This window comes from Streptomyces winkii (assembly GCF_032248595.1).
In the GTDB taxonomy this organism is placed as follows: domain Bacteria; phylum Actinomycetota; class Actinomycetes; order Streptomycetales; family Streptomycetaceae; genus Streptomyces; species Streptomyces winkii.
Window position 1 is genome coordinate 392811 of the sequence record NZ_JASTTH010000003.1, and the last position, 16156, is coordinate 408966.

Consider the following 16156-nt stretch of genomic DNA (forward strand, 5'->3'; position numbering starts at 1 on the left):
TCCGAGAGCGAGCGCGAGCCGGAGCGGCGGCCGACCCCGAACGACCCGAGGGAAGCGGTGCAGCGTGTCCGGTGGAGAGGTGGCCGGTCTCCTCGTGGCGGTCTTCTGGGCGATTCTGGTCTCGTTCCTCGCCGTGGTGCTGGTGAGGCTCGCGCAGACGCTCAAGGCGGCCACCAAGCTGGTGACGGGCGTCACGGAGCGGGCCGTGCCGCTGCTGGGAGAGGCGTCCGCGACGGTGCGCTCCGCCCAGACCCAGCTGGACCGGGTGGACGCCATCGCGACCGACGTCCAGGAGGTCGCCTCCAACGCCTCCGCGCTCTCCTCCACCGTCTCCACCACCTTCGGCGGCCCGCTCGTGAAGGTCGCGGCCTTCGGCTACGGCGTACGGCGTGCGCTGGGCCGGAAGCGGCCCGCCGCATCGCAGACGCCGCCGCCCGTCGTCGTCAGCCGCACCCTGCCGGGCGCCCGGCGCGGTGGCGGCGGCCGCGGGCGCGGCCGGGGAAAGGGCTGATCCTCAGATGTTCCGCCGTGCCTTCTGGTTCACCACCGGCGCCGCAGCCGGTGTGTGGGCCACCACCAAGGTCCAGCGCAAGCTGCGCTCCCTCGCGCCCGACGCGCTCGCCGTCCGCGCCGCGGACAAGGCCGTCGACACCGGCCACCGCCTGAAGGACTTCGCCCTGGACGTACGGGCCGGAATGGCCCAGCGCGAAAGCGAGTTGAACGACGCCCTCGGGCTCGACGCACCGCCGCCCGGCCACGCGGGTGCCCCCGGGCTTCCCGCCCAGGCCCGCAGACCGCAACTCGGCCCGGCACACCACCGCCTGGGCCCCGACCGACCGAACGACCGAAACGAGGACCACTGATGGAGTCGGCTGAAATCCGCCGCCGCTGGCTGCGCTTCTTCGAGGAGCGGGGGCACACCGTCGTGCCGTCGGCGTCGCTGATCGCGGACGACCCGACGCTGCTGCTCGTCCCGGCGGGCATGGTCCCCTTCAAGCCGTACTTCCTCGGTGAGGTCAAACCGCCGTACGACCGGGCCACCAGCGTGCAGAAGTGCGTGCGCACGCCGGACATCGAGGAGGTCGGCAAGACCACCCGGCACGGCACGTTCTTCCAGATGTGCGGCAACTTCTCCTTCGGCGACTACTTCAAGGAAGGCGCCGCGGTCTACGCCTGGGAACTGCTCACCACCCCGCAGGACCAGGGCGGTTACGGTCTCGACCCCGAGCGTCTGTGGATCACCGTCTACGAGGAGGACGACGAGGCGGAGCGCATCTGGCGCGACGTCGTCGGCGTGCCCGCGGAGCGCATCCAGCGCCTCGGCAAGGACGAGAACTACTGGGACATGGGCGTCCCCGGCCCCTGCGGCCCCTGCTCGGAGGTCAACTACGACCGGGGCCCGGAGTTCGGCCCCGAGGGCGGCCCCGCCGTCAACGGCGAGCGCTATGTCGAGCTGTGGAACCTGGTGTTCATGCAGTACGAGCGCGGCCCCGGCGAGGGCAAGGACTACCCGATCATCGGCGACCTGCCCAGCCAGAACATCGACACCGGCCTCGGCTTCGAGCGCCTGGCGATGGTGCTCCAGGGCGTGCGCAACATGTACGAGATCGACACCTCGCGCATGGTGCTCGACAAGGCCACCGAACTGACCGGCGTGCGCTACGGCGACGCCGAGCACACCGACGTCTCGCTCCGCGTGGTCGCCGACCACATCCGCACCGCCGTCATGCTCATCGGCGACGGCGTCACCCCCGGCAACGAGGGCCGGGGCTACGTGCTGCGCCGCATCATGCGCCGCGCCATCCGCAACATGCGCATCCTCGGCGCGACCGGCCCGACCGTCGCCGAACTGACCGACAGCGTCATCAAGGCCATGGCGCCGCAGTATCCGGAGCTGGAGACCGACCGCAAGCGCATCGAGACGGTCGCCCTCGCCGAAGAGGCCGCCTTCCTCAAGACGCTGCGGTCCGGCACCAACATCCTGGACACCGCCGTCACCGAGACCCAGGCCGCCGGCAGCACCGTCCTGCCCGGCGAGAAGGCCTTCCTGCTGCACGACACCTGGGGCTTCCCCATCGACCTCACGCTGGAGATGGCCGCCGAACAGGGCCTCTCCGTCGACGAGGCGGGCTTCCGGCGGCTCATGCAGGAGCAGCGGGACCGCGCCAGGGCCGACGCGAAGTCGAAGAAGCAGGGCCACGCCGACCTCTCCGCGTACCGCGAGATCGCGGACGGCAGCGGCGCCACGGACTTCACGGGCTACAAGCACACCGGGGGAGAGGCCTCCGTCGTCGGCCTGCTCGTCGACGGCGTCTCCTCGCCCGCGGCCCACGAGGGCGACGAGGTCGAAGTCGTCCTCGACCGCACGCCGTTCTACGCCGAGGGCGGCGGCCAGCTCGCCGACACCGGCCGCATCCGGCTGGACAACGGCGCGGTGGTCGAGGTGCGGGACGTGCAGCAGCCGGTCGCGGGCGTGTCCGTGCACAAGGGCGTCGTCCAGGTCGGCGAGGTGACCGTCGGCGCCTCCGCGCACGCCCAGATCGACGTGGACAGGCGCCGTTCCATCGCCCGCGCCCACAGCGCCACGCACCTCACCCACCAGGCGTTGCGCGACGCCCTCGGGCCCACTGCCGCGCAGGCCGGTTCGGAGAACTCGCCCGGCCGGTTCCGCTTCGACTTCGGCTCGCCGTCGGCCGTTCCCGGGACCGTGCTCACGGACGTCGAGCAGAAGATCAACGAGGTGCTGGCCCGCGAACTCGACGTATCGGCCGAGTACATGGGCATCGACGACGCCAGGAAGCAGGGTGCGCTCGCCGAGTTCGGCGAGAAGTACGGCGACCGGGTGCGCGTCGTGACCATCGGCGACTTCTCCAAGGAGCTGTGCGGCGGCACCCACGTCCACAACACGGCCCAGCTCGGCCTCGTCAAGCTGCTCGGGGAGTCCTCCATCGGCTCCGGCGTGCGGCGCGTGGAGGCCCTCGTAGGCGTCGACGCCTACAAGTTCCTCGCCCGCGAGCACACGGTGGTCTCCCAGCTCACGGACCTTCTCAAGGGTCGCCCGGAGGAGCTTCCCGAGCGGATCTCCTCGATGGTGACGCGGCTGAAGGACGCCGAGAAGGAGATCGAGCGGTTCCGCGCCGAGAAGGTGCTCCAGGCCGCCGCCGGCATCGCCGAGGGCGCCATGGACGTACGGGGCGTGGCCCTGGCCGCCGCCCGCGTCCCGGACGGCACCGCCGCGGAGGACCTGCGCACCCTCGTGCTCGACGTGCGCCAGCGCATCCCGGGCTCGCGTCCGGCGGTCGTGGCGCTCTTCGCCGTCACCGCCGGCCGTCCGCTGACCGTCATCGCCACGAACGAGGCCGCGCGCGACCGCGGCCTCAAGGCGGGCGACCTGGTGCGCGCCGCCGCCAAGACCCTCGGCGGTGGCGGCGGCGGCAAGCCGGACGTCGCACAGGGCGGCGGGCAGAACCCGGACGCCGTGGACGAGGCGGTCGCCACCGTCGAACGGCTCGTGACAGAGAGCGGCAGCGCCTGATGCGGCGTGGCCGCCGTCTCGCCGTCGATGTGGGCGACGCCCGCATCGGCGTCGCGAGCAGCGACCCGGACGGCCTGCTGGCGACTCCGGTCGAGACGGTGCCGGGGCGTGATCTGCCCGCCGCCAGGCGGCGGTTGGCGGCGCTCGTCACCGAGTACGAGCCGATCGAGGTGGTGGCGGGCCTCCCTCGCTCCCTCAGCGGGGGCGAGGGTCCGGCGGCGGCCAAGGTCCGCGCGTTCGCGGAAGAGCTGGCGAGGAAGATCACACCGGTGCCGGTTCGGCTGGTCGACGAACGTATGAGTACAGTCACGGCTGCACAGGACATGCGTGCGTCCGGCGTGAACTCCAAGAAGGGCCGCTCACGGGTCGATCAGGCCGCTGCGGTGGTCATCCTCCAGAGTGCTCTGGAGACTGAGCGGATGTCAGGGAGCCCTCCCGGCGAATGCGTCGAAGTGGTTGTCTGATCGCGATACGGTAACGTTCCCGCGACACGTGCAACCGCCGGAGGGGGAGGCATTCCCACGCGGCCGCGGGTGTCCTGCCTATTGCGTTCGGCAGTCGGCTGCCGTCCGGCGGAGCTAGGGGATCGATGACTGAGTATGGCCGGGGGCAGAGTCCTCCATCGTGGCATCCCGACGACCCTCTCTTCGGGGATCAGGGGTGGGACGGTGGCAGAGACGCCACTTACCCGGCCGACGGCGACCCCTATGCCGGCCAGTACGCCGATCCGTACGCCACGGGTCAGCATCAGGTCCCGCACCAGCAGGGCTACTACGGTGAGCAGCCGCAGCAGCAGTTCTACGGTCAGGGCGGCTACGACGGCGCCGGAGGCCCCGGCCCCTACGACACCGGGCAGGGCATGACTGCCACGGATCCGCACGGCATGCCCGCCGCGACCGGCCCGTACAACCCGGACCCGTACAACACCGGCTCCCAGCCCGGCTATTACGCGGCCCAGCAGGGCTATCCACAGCAGCATCCGCCGCAGGGCTACCCCGGGCCGTACGCACAGCCGGGTCCCCAGACCGGCCCGGACGGCTATCTGGCTCCGCATCCCGGCGGTCCGGAGGGTCCCGCGGGCCGGCCCGACGCCGACCCGGAGACCGGCTGGGACCCGGGGCCCGACCAGGGCGAACACGCTTTTTTCGCCGACCGCGACGACGATGACGGCGACTACGACGACGACATCGAGGGGCGCTCCAGCCGCTCCGGCCGCCGCAACCGCGACGGCGAGAAGAAGCGCCGCGGCGGCTGCGCGTGCCTGGTCGTCTCGGTGCTCCTCGCGGGAGGTCTCGGCACCGCCGGCTACTACGGATACGACTTCTACAAGACGTACTTCGCGCCCGCACCCGACTATTCGGGCAAGGGCTCCGGGCAGACACAGGTGAAGATCCCGGACGGCGCCTCGATCGCCGACATGGGCGCCGAGTTGCAGAAGGCCGGCGTGGTCAAGAGCGCGGGCGCGTTCGTCGAGGCGGCACAGGCGGAGAAGAAGTCGAGCGGCATCCAGCCCGGTACGTACAGCCTCCGCAAGAGGATGTCCGGCGCCGCGGCCGTGAAGCTGATGCTCGACCCCGCCAGCCAGAACGGCCTGATCATCTCCGAGGGGCTGCGCGCGAAGGCGATCTACGAACTGGTCGACAAGAAGCTCGGCAAGTCCAAGGGCACGACGGAGAAGGCCGCCAAGAACGCCCGCGCCGCCGACCTGGGCCTGCCGCGCTTCGCCGAGGGCAACCCGGAGGGCTTCCTCTTCCCCTCGCGCTACAGCGTCGGCGAGAAGAGCGACCCCGTGGACGTCCTGCGGGACATGGTCGGACGCGCCAAGGCCGAGCACACCAAGGTCGATCTGGCGGGCGAGGCGAAGAAGGCCGGCAAGACGCCGGAGGAGGTCCTGACCATAGCCTCCCTCATCCAGGCCGAGGCGCAGCAGGACGAGGAGTTCGGCAAGGTCTCCCGCGTCATCTACAACCGGCTCGCGAAGGGCATGCGGCTGGGCTTCGACTCGACGATCAACTACGCCAAGGGCCGTTCGTCGCTGGACACTTCGGTCGAGGACACCAAGTTCAAGTCGCCGTACAACACCTATCTCAACCCCGGTCTGCCGCCCGGCCCGATCGACAACCCCGGGCACCAGGCCATCGAGGCGGCGCTGAAGCCGACCAAGGGCAACTGGCTGTACTTCGTCACCGTCAAGCCGGGCGACACGCGCTTCACCGACAGCAAGGCCGAACACGACCGCAACGTCCAGGACTTCAACAAGGAACAGCGCAAGCAGAAGGAGAACGGCGGCTGATGGACCCGCACCACCCCGCACGGCCGGCGCCCGCCGCGTCACCGGCCGTGCGGCGAGCCGCCGTCCTCGGCTCACCCGTCGCCCACTCCCTCTCGCCGGTGCTGCACCGTGCCGCGTACGAGCAACTGGGCCTGGCGGACTGGACGTACGAGCGGTACGAGGTCGACGAGGAGGGCATCGCCGGGTTTCTCGCTGCCACGGACGAGCAGTGGGCGGGCCTCTCCCTCACGATGCCGCTCAAGCGTGCCGTTATCCCGCTGCTGGACGAGGTCAGTGACACCGCGCGCTCCATCGAGGCCGCCAACACCGTTGTCTTCAGGGGCAGAAGGCGCATCGGGGACAACACCGACATCCCGGGGATCGTCGCCGCACTGCGGGAGCGCGGGGTCACGGGCGTCGAACGGGCGGCCGTCCTCGGTGCCGGCGCCACTGCGTCCTCCGCGCTGGCCGCGCTCGCGCAGGTATGCCACGGCGAGGTCACCGCGTACGTACGCAGCGACGAGCGGGCCCGCGAGATGCGCGGCTGGGGGGAGCGCCTCGGCGTGCGGGTGCGCACCGCCGGCTGGACGGAGGTGGCGGACGCGTTCGCGGCGCCGCTCGTGATCGCCACCACCCCGGCGGGCAGCACCGACGCACTCGCGGCCCGCGTGCCCCCGAACCCCGGCACGCTCTTCGACGTCCTCTACGACCCGTGGCCGACCCCGCTCGCCGCGGCGTGGACGGAGCGGGGCGGCACCGTCGTCTCCGGGCTCGACCTGCTCGTGCACCAGGCGGTGCTTCAGGTCGAGCTGATGACGGGGCGCGCCCCCGCGCCGCTCGCCGCGATGCGGGCCGCGGGCGAGGCGGCGCTGCACACGCGTACGGCCTGATCCGGGCGCGCACAGTGTTCACGGCGCGTCAGGCTGTCCGGCCACCGGACTGCGGACCTGCCCCCGCCCGCGCACGTGGGAAGATCGGGGCAGGCCCACATCCGGCAGGGACCGCACAGGCGCCGAGGCGCGAGATCGAGGAGCACCGTTGAGCAGGTTGCGCTGGCTGACCGCGGGGGAGTCGCACGGCCCCGCACTGGTGGCGACGCTGGAGGGACTGCCCTCCGGCGTTCCGGTCACCACCGACATGGTGGCCGACGCGCTGGCGCGCCGGCGGCTGGGTTACGGGCGCGGGGCGCGCATGAAGTTCGAGCGCGACGAGGTCACCTTCATCGGCGGCGTACGGCACGGGCTGACGCTCGGCTCGCCCGTCGCGATCATGGTGGGCAACACGGAATGGCCCAAGTGGGAGCAGGTGATGGCCGCCGACCCGGTCGATCCGGACGAACTGGCCGGCCTTGCGCGGAACGCGCCGCTCACCCGCCCCCGCCCCGGCCACGCCGACCTCGCGGGCATGCAGAAGTACGGCTTCGACGAGGCTCGCCCCGTGCTGGAGCGGGCCTCGGCGCGGGAGACGGCGGCGCGCGTGGCGCTCGGCACCGTCGCCCGCTCCTACCTGAGGGAGACCGCCGGAATCGAGATCGTCTCGCACGTGGTCGAACTCGGCGCCGCCAAGGCCCCGTACGGAACCGTCCCGCAGCCCGGCGACGTGGAGCGGCTGGACGCCGACCCGGTCCGCTGCCTCGACGCCGACGCGAGCAAGGCGATGGTCGCGGAGATCGACCAGGCGCACCAGGACGGAGACACCCTCGGCGGCGTCGTGGAGGTGGCCGCGCACGGGGTGCCGGTCGGCCTCGGGTCGCACGTCCACTGGGACCGGCGCCTGGACTCCCGGCTGGCCGGGGCCCTGATGGGCATCCAGGCGATCAAGGGTGTGGAGCTGGGCGACGGGTTCGGGCTGGCGCGCGTGCCGGGGTCCAAGGCGCACGACGAGATCGTCTCGACGCCCGACGGGATCCGCCGCAGCTCCGGCCGTTCCGGCGGCACCGAGGGCGGGCTCTCGACTGGTGAACTCCTGCGCGTACGGGCCGCGATGAAGCCGATCGCGACCGTGCCCCGCGCCCTGGCCACCGTCGACGTGCACACCGGCGAGGAGACCCGGGCCCACCATCAGCGCTCCGACGTGTGCGCCGTGCCGGCCGCCGGAATCGTGGCGGAGGCGATGGTCGCGCTCGTACTGGCGGACGCGGTGGCCGAGAAGTTCGGCGGCGACAGCGTCCCCGAGACCCGCCGCAACGTGACCGGCTTCCTCGACAGCCTGGAGATCAAATGACCGGCCCGGCCGTGATCCTCGTCGGCCCCATGGGAGTGGGGAAGACGACCGTCGGCGAACTCCTGGCCCGCCGTCTGGGCACCGGCTGCCGCGACACCGACGAGGACATCGTGCGGGCCGCCGGCAAGCCGATCTCCGAGATCTTCCTCGACGACGGCGAACCGAAGTTCAGGGCACTGGAACGCGAGGCCGTACGCACGGCGCTCGCCGAGCACACCGGCGTGCTGGCGCTCGGTGGCGGCGCCGTGCTCGCACCCGAGACCCGGCAGCTGCTGGCCGGGGCTCCCGTCGTCTTCCTGGACATGGACGTCGCGGAGGCGGTCAAGCGCGTCGGGCTCGACGCACCGCGCCCGCTGCTGATGATGAATCCGCGCAAGCAGTGGCGGGAGCTGATGGACGCGCGCCGCCCCCTCTACACCGAGGTCGCCAGGGCAGTCGTCAGCACCGAGAACCGCACGCCCGACGAGGTCGCCGGCGAGATCCTCGACATCCTGGAGCTGAAGCAGAAATGACCAGCGAGACCGCTCCTCCCGCCGCCTCGAACGGGAGCGACCCGCACACCCGCATCACCGTCGGCGGCCGGGACGGCACCCCGCCGTACGACGTGCTGGTCGGGCACCGGCTCCTGGGAGAGCTGGCGGGGCTCATCGGCACCGCCGCCAAGCGCGTCGCCGTACTCCACCCCGAAGCGCTCGCCGAGACCGGCCAGGTGCTGCGCGAAGACCTGGCGGCGCAGGGCTACGAGGCCATCGCTGTACAGCTGCCGAACGCAGAGGAGTCCAAGACCGCCGAGGTCGCCGCGTACTGCTGGAAGGCGCTGGGGCAGACCGGCTTCACCCGCAGCGATGTGATCGTCGGCGTCGGCGGGGGCGCGACCACCGACGTCGCGGGCTTCGTCGCCGCCACCTGGCTGCGCGGCGTGCGCTGGGTCGCCGTGCCCACGACCGTGCTCGGCATGGTCGACGCCGCCGTCGGCGGCAAGACCGGCATCAACACCGCCGAAGGCAAGAACCTCGTGGGCGCCTTCCACCCGCCCGCGGGGGTGCTGTGCGACCTGGCGGCGCTGGAGTCGCTGGGCGTGCACGACTACGTCGGCGGCCTCGCGGAGATCATCAAGGCGGGGTTCATCGCGGACCCGGTCATCCTCGACCTGATCGAGGCCGATCCGCAGGCGGCGCGCTCCCCTTCGGGCCCGCACACCGCCGAGTTGATCGAGCGCTCCATCAGGGTCAAGGCGGAGGTCGTCTCCGCCGACCTGAAGGAGTCCGGCCTGCGCGAGATCCTCAACTACGGGCACACGCTCGCCCACGCCATCGAGAAGAACGAGCGGTACGAGTGGCGGCACGGCGCCGCCGTCTCAGTCGGCATGGTCTTCGCGGCCGAACTCGGCCGTATCGCGGGCCGGTTGGACGAGGCCACGGCCGAACGGCACCGCGCCGTACTGGAGTCGGTGGGGCTGCCCGTGACCTACCGCGGCGACCAGTGGCCGAAGCTGCTGGAGACGATGCGCGTGGACAAGAAGTCCAGGGGTGACCTGCTGCGCTTCATCGTCCTCGACGGCCTGGCGAAGCCGTCCGTGCTGGAGGGGCCCGACCCGGCGATGCTGCTCGCGGCACACGCGGAGATCGCCGCGTAGCGGACTGAGCGGAGGCGAGCGGGGCGGTCGTACGGGTCGGCAGACCGGACCGAACGGCCGGGTCGATTCCCGTCGATGGGCACTCGTCGCTGGTCTCCGCCGTTCAACAGGAACGACCAGGACGGTACCTTCCGGTACTGTCACACAATCATGGCGCTGCGGGGGCGGCGTCGGCGGCGGCGAGCGGAGTTGGGGAGCGGATGCAGCAGTACGGGGCGCAACAGCCCGTCCCTCCTCCGGACTCCGTACCGGGCGATCAGCAGGGCACGCGTCCCCAGCACGACGGACAGTTCAGCGGCCAGCATGACGGCCAGTTCAGCGGCCAGACCGACGGGCAGTTCAACGGACAGGCGCCCCCGCCACCTCCGCCCGCACCCGCTCAGCCGCCGCAGCCGAACTGGCCGGGTGCCGGAGCCCACTCCCAGCCGCCGCCGCAACACCCTCTCCAGCCCCCGGCACAGCCGCCCGCTCAGCCGCCGGGGCGTCCCCACGTACCCGGCCGGCCGCCGGCCCCCGCACCGCCTCCGCCCGCCCCGGGTGCGCCGCCGCCGGTGCCGAACGCGCCGGTGCCCGCACCCCCGCCGCAGGGACACGGCCAGGGATATGGCGACATGGAGGTCCACCCCACCGAGTCCACGGGCCATCTCCAGCTCTCCCGTGGCGCACCCGTCGAGATCCCCACGCCCGACGCCGACCCCGCGCAGCTCGATGCGACCCGCGCCGCCGTCGCGGTGCTGCTGATCGGCCCTGCGGGCGCGGGCAAGACCACCGTCGCCCGCTACTGGGCCGACCGGCGGGCCGTGCCCACCTCGCACATCAGCCTCGACGACGTACGCGAGTGGGTGCGCTCGGGCTTCGCCGACCCGCAGAGCGGCTGGAACGACCACTCCGAGGCCCAGTACCGGCTGGCGCGCCGCACCTGCGGCTTCGCCGCCCGCAACTTCCTGGCCAACGGCATCTCGTGCATCCTCGACGACGCCGTCTTCCCCGACCGCCCCGTGGTCGGACTCGGCGGCTGGAAGCGCCACGTCGGGCCCGGGATGATCCCCGTCGTGCTGCTGCCGGGGCTGGAGATCGTGCTGGAGCGCAACGCCGCCCGCAGCGGCAACCGCCGCCTCAGCGATGAGGAGGTCGCGCAGATCCACGGCCGCATGGCGGGCTGGTACGGCTCGGGCCTGCCCATCATCGACAACTCCCGCCAGGACGTGGCCACCACGGCCCGGATGCTCGACGACGTCGTGGCCCGCAGCCTGGCGAGCCCCCCGCGCTGGTGAGCCCGGACATGCGCCGGCGCCCCCACCCTGCGCACGGACAGGGCGCCCCACGCAGACCCCGGCCGCTCGTGGCGCGGAGTCCCCGGCCGCGCGGCGGGCTCCGTCGCCCGCACGGCCCCGCACGGACTGCTCCCGGGCGCGGCTCTCCGTAGGCTCGGAAACATGTCCGAGGTCCATGTGGCTCGCCGCGCGCTGCTCCGCGAGCGCTGCTCCGCGACTGCGGCGAAGGACGGTCCCCCCGACGCGGTCCTGATCACCAGACCCGCCAACATCCGCTATCTGACCGGCCGTCCGCCGCGCGGGGCCGCCCTGCTCATCGGACCCGACGGCACCGACACCATGCTCGGCCCGGCCTCCGCCGACGGCCCCGACCACTACGCGGGCGGCCCGTCCGACGACGAGCTGCGCACCGGCCGGCTCTCCAGCCCCGAGGGCGACCCGGCCGTGGCGGCCGCCGACCTGGCCGCGACGGCGGGCGCCCGCATGCTCGCCGTCGAGGAGCACCATCTGACCGTCGCCCGGTACCGAGCCATGGCGTCCGTCGCCGCCTCGCTCCGGCTGTCGGCACTCGCCAGCCCCGTGGAGACCCAGCGCGTCATCAAGGACGACGAGGAGATCTCCGCCCTGCGCATCGCCGCCGAGATCACTGACCAGGCGCTCGGCGAGTTGCTGGAGTCGATCCTCGTCGGACGCACGGAACGGCATCTCGCCCTGGAGCTCGAACGCAGGCTCATCGACCACGGGGCCGAGGGCTCCGCGTTCCCCACGTGCGTGGCGACGGGACGCAATTCCGGCCTCGCGCAGCACCGTCCCACCGACCGGCGGGTGGAGGAGGGCGACTTCCTCTCGGTGCGCCTGGGTGCCCAATACCACGGCTACCGCTGCCAGATCGGGCGTACGTTCGTGATCGGAACCGCTCCCGAGGACTGGCAGGTCGAGCTGTACGACCTGGTCTTCGCCGCTCAGCGGGCCGGCCGGGAGGCGCTGACTCCGGGCATGGCCTGTAGCGACGTCGACCGGGCCACGCGGCAGGTGCTGAGGGGCGCCGGGCACGCCGAGGCGCTCGGCTCCGCGACGGGCCACGGGGTGGGACTGGAAATCGGTGAGGACCCTCGGCTGTCACCTGGGGCCATGGGTAAACTGGACGCTTGTGTGCCGGTCACCATCGAGCCCGGGGTCCATCTTCCGGGCCAGGGCGGTGTCCGGATCGATGACACCCTCGTCGTCCGCCCCGCGGCGGACGGCGGACCCGAGCTACTCACCATCACGACCAAAGAGCTGCTCGCTCTCTAGCCCCTGAGGGGGCGACGGAGCCGGGGCGGCGCTCTGGTCTCCGCAGCAGCAGTCTCAGGAGATTCCGCAACCGTGGCATCCACGAACGACCTCAAGAACGGCATGGTGCTCAAGCTCGAAGGCGGCCAACTCTGGTCCGTCGTCGAGTTCCAGCACGTCAAGCCCGGCAAGGGGCCCGCCTTTGTCCGTACGAAACTGAAGAACGTCATGTCCGGCAAGACCGTCGACAAGACGTTCAACGCGGGCACCAAGGTCGACACGGCCACCGTGGACCGACGCGGGATGCAGTTCTCGTACAAGGACGGCGAGTACTTCGTCTTCATGGACATGGAGACCTACGACCAGATCCACATCGCGCCCGAGATCGTCGGCGACACCGCCAACTATCTGATGGAGGGCTTCGAGGCGACCGTCGCCATGTACCAGGGCGACGCGCTCTTCGTCGAACTGCCCGCGGCCGTCGAGCTGGTCATCGAGCACACCGAGCCGGGAGTTCAGGGCGACCGGTCCACCGGCGGCTCCAAGCCCGCGCGCCTGGAGACGGGTTACGAGGTCGGTGTGCCGCTGTTCATCACCACCGGCGAGAAGATCAAGGTCGACACCCGCTCCGGCGAGTACCTCGGCCGGGTGAACAGCTAGCCGTGGCCGCTCGCAACAAGGCGCGAAAGCGTGCCTTCCAGATCATCTTCGAGGCGGACCAGCGGGGCAGTACGCCCACGGCCGTCATGCAGGACTGGATCCGGCACGCCGGGACGGACGAGCGGCAGCCGCCCGTCAGCGAGTACACGAAGCAGCTCATCGAGGGCTACTCGCAGAACGCCGAGCGGATCGACGAGCTCATCTCCACCTACTCGGTGGGCTGGACGCTGGACCGGATGCCGGTCGTGGACCGGTGCATCCTGCGGCTGGCGGCCTACGAGCTGATCTGGTCGGAAGACGTCCCCGAAGCGGTCGTCATAGACGAGGCCCTGGACATCGCGCGGGAGTTCTCGACGGACGAGTCCCCGCCGTTCATCAATGGCTTGCTCGGTCGCTTGCAGGACCTCAAGCCGACCCTCCGCCGCTGAAAGGGGCCGCTTCCGCGGCCCCTTTCCGCTTGCGCAGCCCTCCGTCGGATTTCGTGAGAATTCGTGGACGGCAGTTGGCCCGATCGTGTGAGTGGGCGCTCGTACCGGGCCAGTTGTGACTGTCTGTGTCGGGGTGCTCACGTCAAGACCGCCTGGCACGGAGAAGGACGCAAAACCGCCGCCGGTGGTGCGCCTGGGCAGGGCACACCGCCGGCGGCGGTACGTTTCGGGGTCGGTGGCGGGAGCCGCGGCCGGTCAGGCCGTCAGGCGTCCTCGTGGGCCACTGCGCGGCGTGCGTCGGCGTCCAGGACGCCCCAGCTGATGAGCTGCTCGGTCAGCACCGAGGGGGACTGGTCGTAGATGACGGCGAGGGTGCGCAGGTCGTCCTGACGGATGGAGAGGACCTTGCCGTTGTAGTCGCCGCGCTGGGACTGGATCGTGGCCGCATAACGCTGGAGGGGGCCGGCCTTCTCCGCCGGCACGTGAGCCAGGCGCTCCAGGTCGAGCACGAGCTTCGGCGGCGGCTCGGCGGCGCCGCCGGGCGTGGTGCCGGGCAGCAGCTCCTGCACCGGGACGCCGTAGAAGTCGGCCAGCTCGGCGAGGCGCTGAACGGTGACGGCCCGGTCTCCGCGCTCGTACGAACCGACCACGACCGCCTTCCAGCGGCCCTGGGACTTCTCCTCGACCCCGTGGAGGGAGAGGCCCTGCTGGGTGCGGATGGCACGGAGCTTCGCTCCGAGCTGCTTGGCGTATTCGCTGGACATATCGCTCCCCGCGGACGAGAAAGTGGTAACTCACTGTGAGGTTACGCAGCGTAATGTCTGCCGTCAAGCCGAACGCCGATCAGCTTTGCGAGGTAGAGCGGAATTGAAAGCTCCGGTCTGCGTCCGAACATCTCTCCGATCAAATCCGGCCCCGGTCCTGGCGGACTCCGGCCCCCTGGTACCGTTGCGCTGACAGTTCAGACGTCCTTTAAGGCCCGTCCCGTGAGGCGGGGAAGGAGGTCCTTTTCGCATGGACACAGGCATGCCCGCGGACGAGGGCAGCAGGGGAGCCGTCGCCGGCCGCCCCGTACTGGAGGCGCAGGACATCGCGCGCGTCCTCACCCGCATCGCCCACGAGATCGTCGAGCGCGCCAAGGGCGCCGACGACGTGGTGCTTCTCGGAATCCCCACGCGCGGCGTCTTCCTGGCACGGCGCCTCGCGGCCAAGCTCGCGGAGGTCACCGGCAGGCCGGTTCCGCACGGGTCGCTCGACATCACCATGTACCGCGACGACCTCCGGCTCGGGCCGGCCCGCGCGCTGGCGCGAACCGACATTCCGGCCGACGGCGTCGACGGCCGCCTCGTCGTGCTCGTCGACGATGTGCTCTTCTCCGGGCGCACCATCCGTGCCGCCCTGGACGCTCTCGGTGACATCGGGCGGCCCCGCGCCGTCCAGCTCGCCGTGCTCGTCGACAGGGGACACCGCGAACTCCCCATCCGCGCCGACTACGTCGGGAAGAACCTGCCCACCTCGCTGCGCGAGACGGTCAGGGTCCAGCTCACGGAGGAGGACGGGCGCGACGGGGTGCTCCTCGGCACCGCCGCCCCGGGCGCGGCGAAGCACGGCGGCCCCCATGCCGTGCAGCACGTGGAGAGTTGACCCCGCCTCAGAGAGCCCGAGGCGATGCGCGCGGACGGTGCACCGCACGACCCGGCCGCACGCGCGTACTCCGACGGCACGCCCTGCCCCGCACCTGAGCACCGCCGCGCGACGCCCGCGCGGCCACGGCCGCCAGGTCACCGCCGCCCGCCCCCACACGTCCACGGACAACTGACCCACGGAAGGCAACAGATGAAGCGTCACCTCATCTCGGCCGCCGACCTCACACGCGACGACGCCGTGCTCGTCCTCGACACCGCCGAGGAGATGGCCCGGGTCGCGGACAGGCCGATCAAGAAGCTGCCGACTCTGCGCGGCCGCACCGTCGTCAATCTCTTCTTCGAGGACTCGACGCGCACCCGCATCTCCTTCGAGGCCGCCGCCAAGCGCCTCTCCGCGGACGTCATCAACTTCTCCGCGAAGGGATCGTCCGTCTCCAAGGGCGAGTCCCTGAAGGACACCGCGCTCACCCTGGAGGCGATGGGCGCCGACGCCGTCGTCATCCGGCACCACGGCTCCGGGGCGCCGCACCGGCTTGCCACCTCCGGCTGGATCGGCGGCTCCGTCGTCAACGCCGGGGACGGGACGCACGAGCACCCCACGCAGGCCCTGCTGGACGCCTTCACGATGCGGCGCCGCCTCGCGGGAGGCGAGGGCGATCTGACGGGCCGGCGCATCACGATCGTCGGCGACGTACTGCACAGCAGGGTGGCCCGTTCCAACGTCCATCTGCTCAGCACGCTCGGGGCCGAGGTCACGCTGGTGGCGCCTCCCACGCTGGTGCCCGTCGGAGTGGGCGCCTGGCCGTGCGAGGTCAGTTACGACCTCGACCCCGTCATCGCCAAGTCCGACGCGGTGATGGTGCTGCGCGTGCAGCGCGAGCGTATGAACGCGGCGTTCTTCCCGACCGAGCGCGAGTACGCGCGCCGCTACGGACTGGACGGGCAGCGCATGGCCCGGATGCCCGAGCACGCCGTCGTGATGCACCCCGGCCCCATGAACCGCGGCATGGAGATCACCGCCGAGGTCGCCGACTCGCCCCGCTGCACCGCCGTCGAGCAGGTCACCAACGGCGTCAGCATCCGCATGGCCGTGCTGTATCTGCTGCTGGGCGGCGCCGAACCCGCCGTCTCCGGCGCCGCCTCAGCGCACACGGACGCCCACATGGAGACCGTCCGCACGGAAGCCGCCCGCACCGAGGAGAACCAGTGA

At 71.6% G+C, this 16156-nt stretch carries 16 protein-coding genes; 15 read left to right on the forward strand and 1 reads right to left on the reverse strand.

Annotated features, from left to right (window positions below; genetic code table 11):
- The first annotated feature begins 64 nt into the window (after positions 1-64).
- The 13 genes from QQM67_RS10280 (at position 65) to nusB (ending at position 13300) form a co-directional block, all read left to right on the forward strand.
- The gene (locus QQM67_RS10280; RefSeq protein WP_314173381.1) at positions 65-511 is read left to right on the forward strand and encodes a DUF948 domain-containing protein; all 447 of its coding nucleotides are present in this window, start codon (positions 65-67) and stop codon (positions 509-511) included.
- Positions 512-518: 7 nt separating this feature from the next.
- Positions 519-863 (forward strand): DUF6167 family protein, encoded by a 345-nt coding sequence (locus tag QQM67_RS10285; RefSeq protein WP_314173382.1) that lies wholly within the window; start codon positions 519-521, stop codon positions 861-863.
- Positions 863-3535, forward strand: a complete 2673-nt coding sequence (gene alaS, locus QQM67_RS10290; RefSeq protein WP_314173383.1) for an alanine--tRNA ligase — start codon at positions 863-865, stop codon at positions 3533-3535. Before QQM67_RS10285 ends, alaS begins: the two co-directional genes overlap by 1 nt.
- Positions 3535-3999, forward strand: coding sequence for a Holliday junction resolvase RuvX (ruvX, locus tag QQM67_RS10295; RefSeq protein WP_314173384.1), 465 nt, complete (start codon positions 3535-3537; stop codon positions 3997-3999). Before alaS ends, ruvX begins: the two co-directional genes overlap by 1 nt.
- Before the next feature lie 125 nt (positions 4000-4124).
- Positions 4125-5828 (forward strand): endolytic transglycosylase MltG, encoded by a 1704-nt coding sequence (gene mltG / locus QQM67_RS10300; RefSeq protein WP_314173385.1) that lies wholly within the window; start codon positions 4125-4127, stop codon positions 5826-5828.
- Entirely contained in the window at positions 5828-6697 is an 870-nt protein-coding gene (locus tag QQM67_RS10305; protein WP_314173386.1) for a shikimate dehydrogenase, read from the forward strand. Before mltG ends, QQM67_RS10305 begins: the two co-directional genes overlap by 1 nt.
- Before the next feature lie 148 nt (positions 6698-6845).
- Entirely contained in the window at positions 6846-8030 is a 1185-nt protein-coding gene (aroC, locus tag QQM67_RS10310; protein ID WP_314173387.1) for a chorismate synthase, read from the forward strand.
- Complete coding sequence (locus QQM67_RS10315) at positions 8027-8542, forward strand: shikimate kinase (protein WP_314173388.1); 516 nt, start codon at positions 8027-8029, stop codon at positions 8540-8542. The genes aroC and QQM67_RS10315 overlap by 4 nt, the downstream gene beginning before the upstream one ends.
- Positions 8539-9666 carry a 3-dehydroquinate synthase gene (gene aroB / locus QQM67_RS10320; RefSeq protein WP_314173389.1) on the forward strand — a complete coding sequence of 376 codons (1128 nt, stop codon included), beginning with the start codon at positions 8539-8541 and terminating at the stop codon, positions 9664-9666. Before QQM67_RS10315 ends, aroB begins: the two co-directional genes overlap by 4 nt.
- A gap of 200 nt (positions 9667-9866) precedes the next feature.
- Entirely contained in the window at positions 9867-10940 is a 1074-nt protein-coding gene (locus QQM67_RS10330) for an AAA family ATPase (protein WP_399066081.1), read from the forward strand.
- 162 nt (positions 10941-11102) lie between these two features.
- Positions 11103-12233, forward strand: a complete 1131-nt coding sequence (locus QQM67_RS10335) for a M24 family metallopeptidase (protein WP_314173390.1) — start codon at positions 11103-11105, stop codon at positions 12231-12233.
- Positions 12234-12305: 72 nt separating this feature from the next.
- The gene (efp, locus tag QQM67_RS10340; RefSeq protein ID WP_314173391.1) at positions 12306-12872 is read left to right on the forward strand and encodes an elongation factor P; all 567 of its coding nucleotides are present in this window, start codon (positions 12306-12308) and stop codon (positions 12870-12872) included.
- Positions 12873-12874: 2 nt separating this feature from the next.
- Positions 12875-13300 carry a transcription antitermination factor NusB gene (gene nusB, locus QQM67_RS10345; protein ID WP_314173392.1) on the forward strand — a complete coding sequence of 142 codons (426 nt, stop codon included), beginning with the start codon at positions 12875-12877 and terminating at the stop codon, positions 13298-13300.
- Between the two features lie 263 nt (positions 13301-13563).
- On the opposite strand, the gene bldD is transcribed toward nusB, so the two are convergent.
- The gene (bldD, locus tag QQM67_RS10350; protein WP_028431622.1) at positions 13564-14064 is read right to left on the reverse strand and encodes a transcriptional regulator BldD; all 501 of its coding nucleotides are present in this window, start codon (positions 14062-14064) and stop codon (positions 13564-13566) included.
- Between the two features lie 250 nt (positions 14065-14314).
- Here bldD and pyrR point away from each other — a divergent pair, with 250 nt between their 5' ends.
- Together pyrR and QQM67_RS10360 are read left to right on the forward strand one after the other, a co-directional pair.
- The gene (gene pyrR, locus QQM67_RS10355; RefSeq protein WP_314173393.1) at positions 14315-14944 is read left to right on the forward strand and encodes a bifunctional pyr operon transcriptional regulator/uracil phosphoribosyltransferase PyrR; all 630 of its coding nucleotides are present in this window, start codon (positions 14315-14317) and stop codon (positions 14942-14944) included.
- Positions 14945-15136: 192 nt separating this feature from the next.
- The gene (locus QQM67_RS10360) at positions 15137-16156 is read left to right on the forward strand and encodes an aspartate carbamoyltransferase catalytic subunit (protein ID WP_314173394.1); all 1020 of its coding nucleotides are present in this window, start codon (positions 15137-15139) and stop codon (positions 16154-16156) included.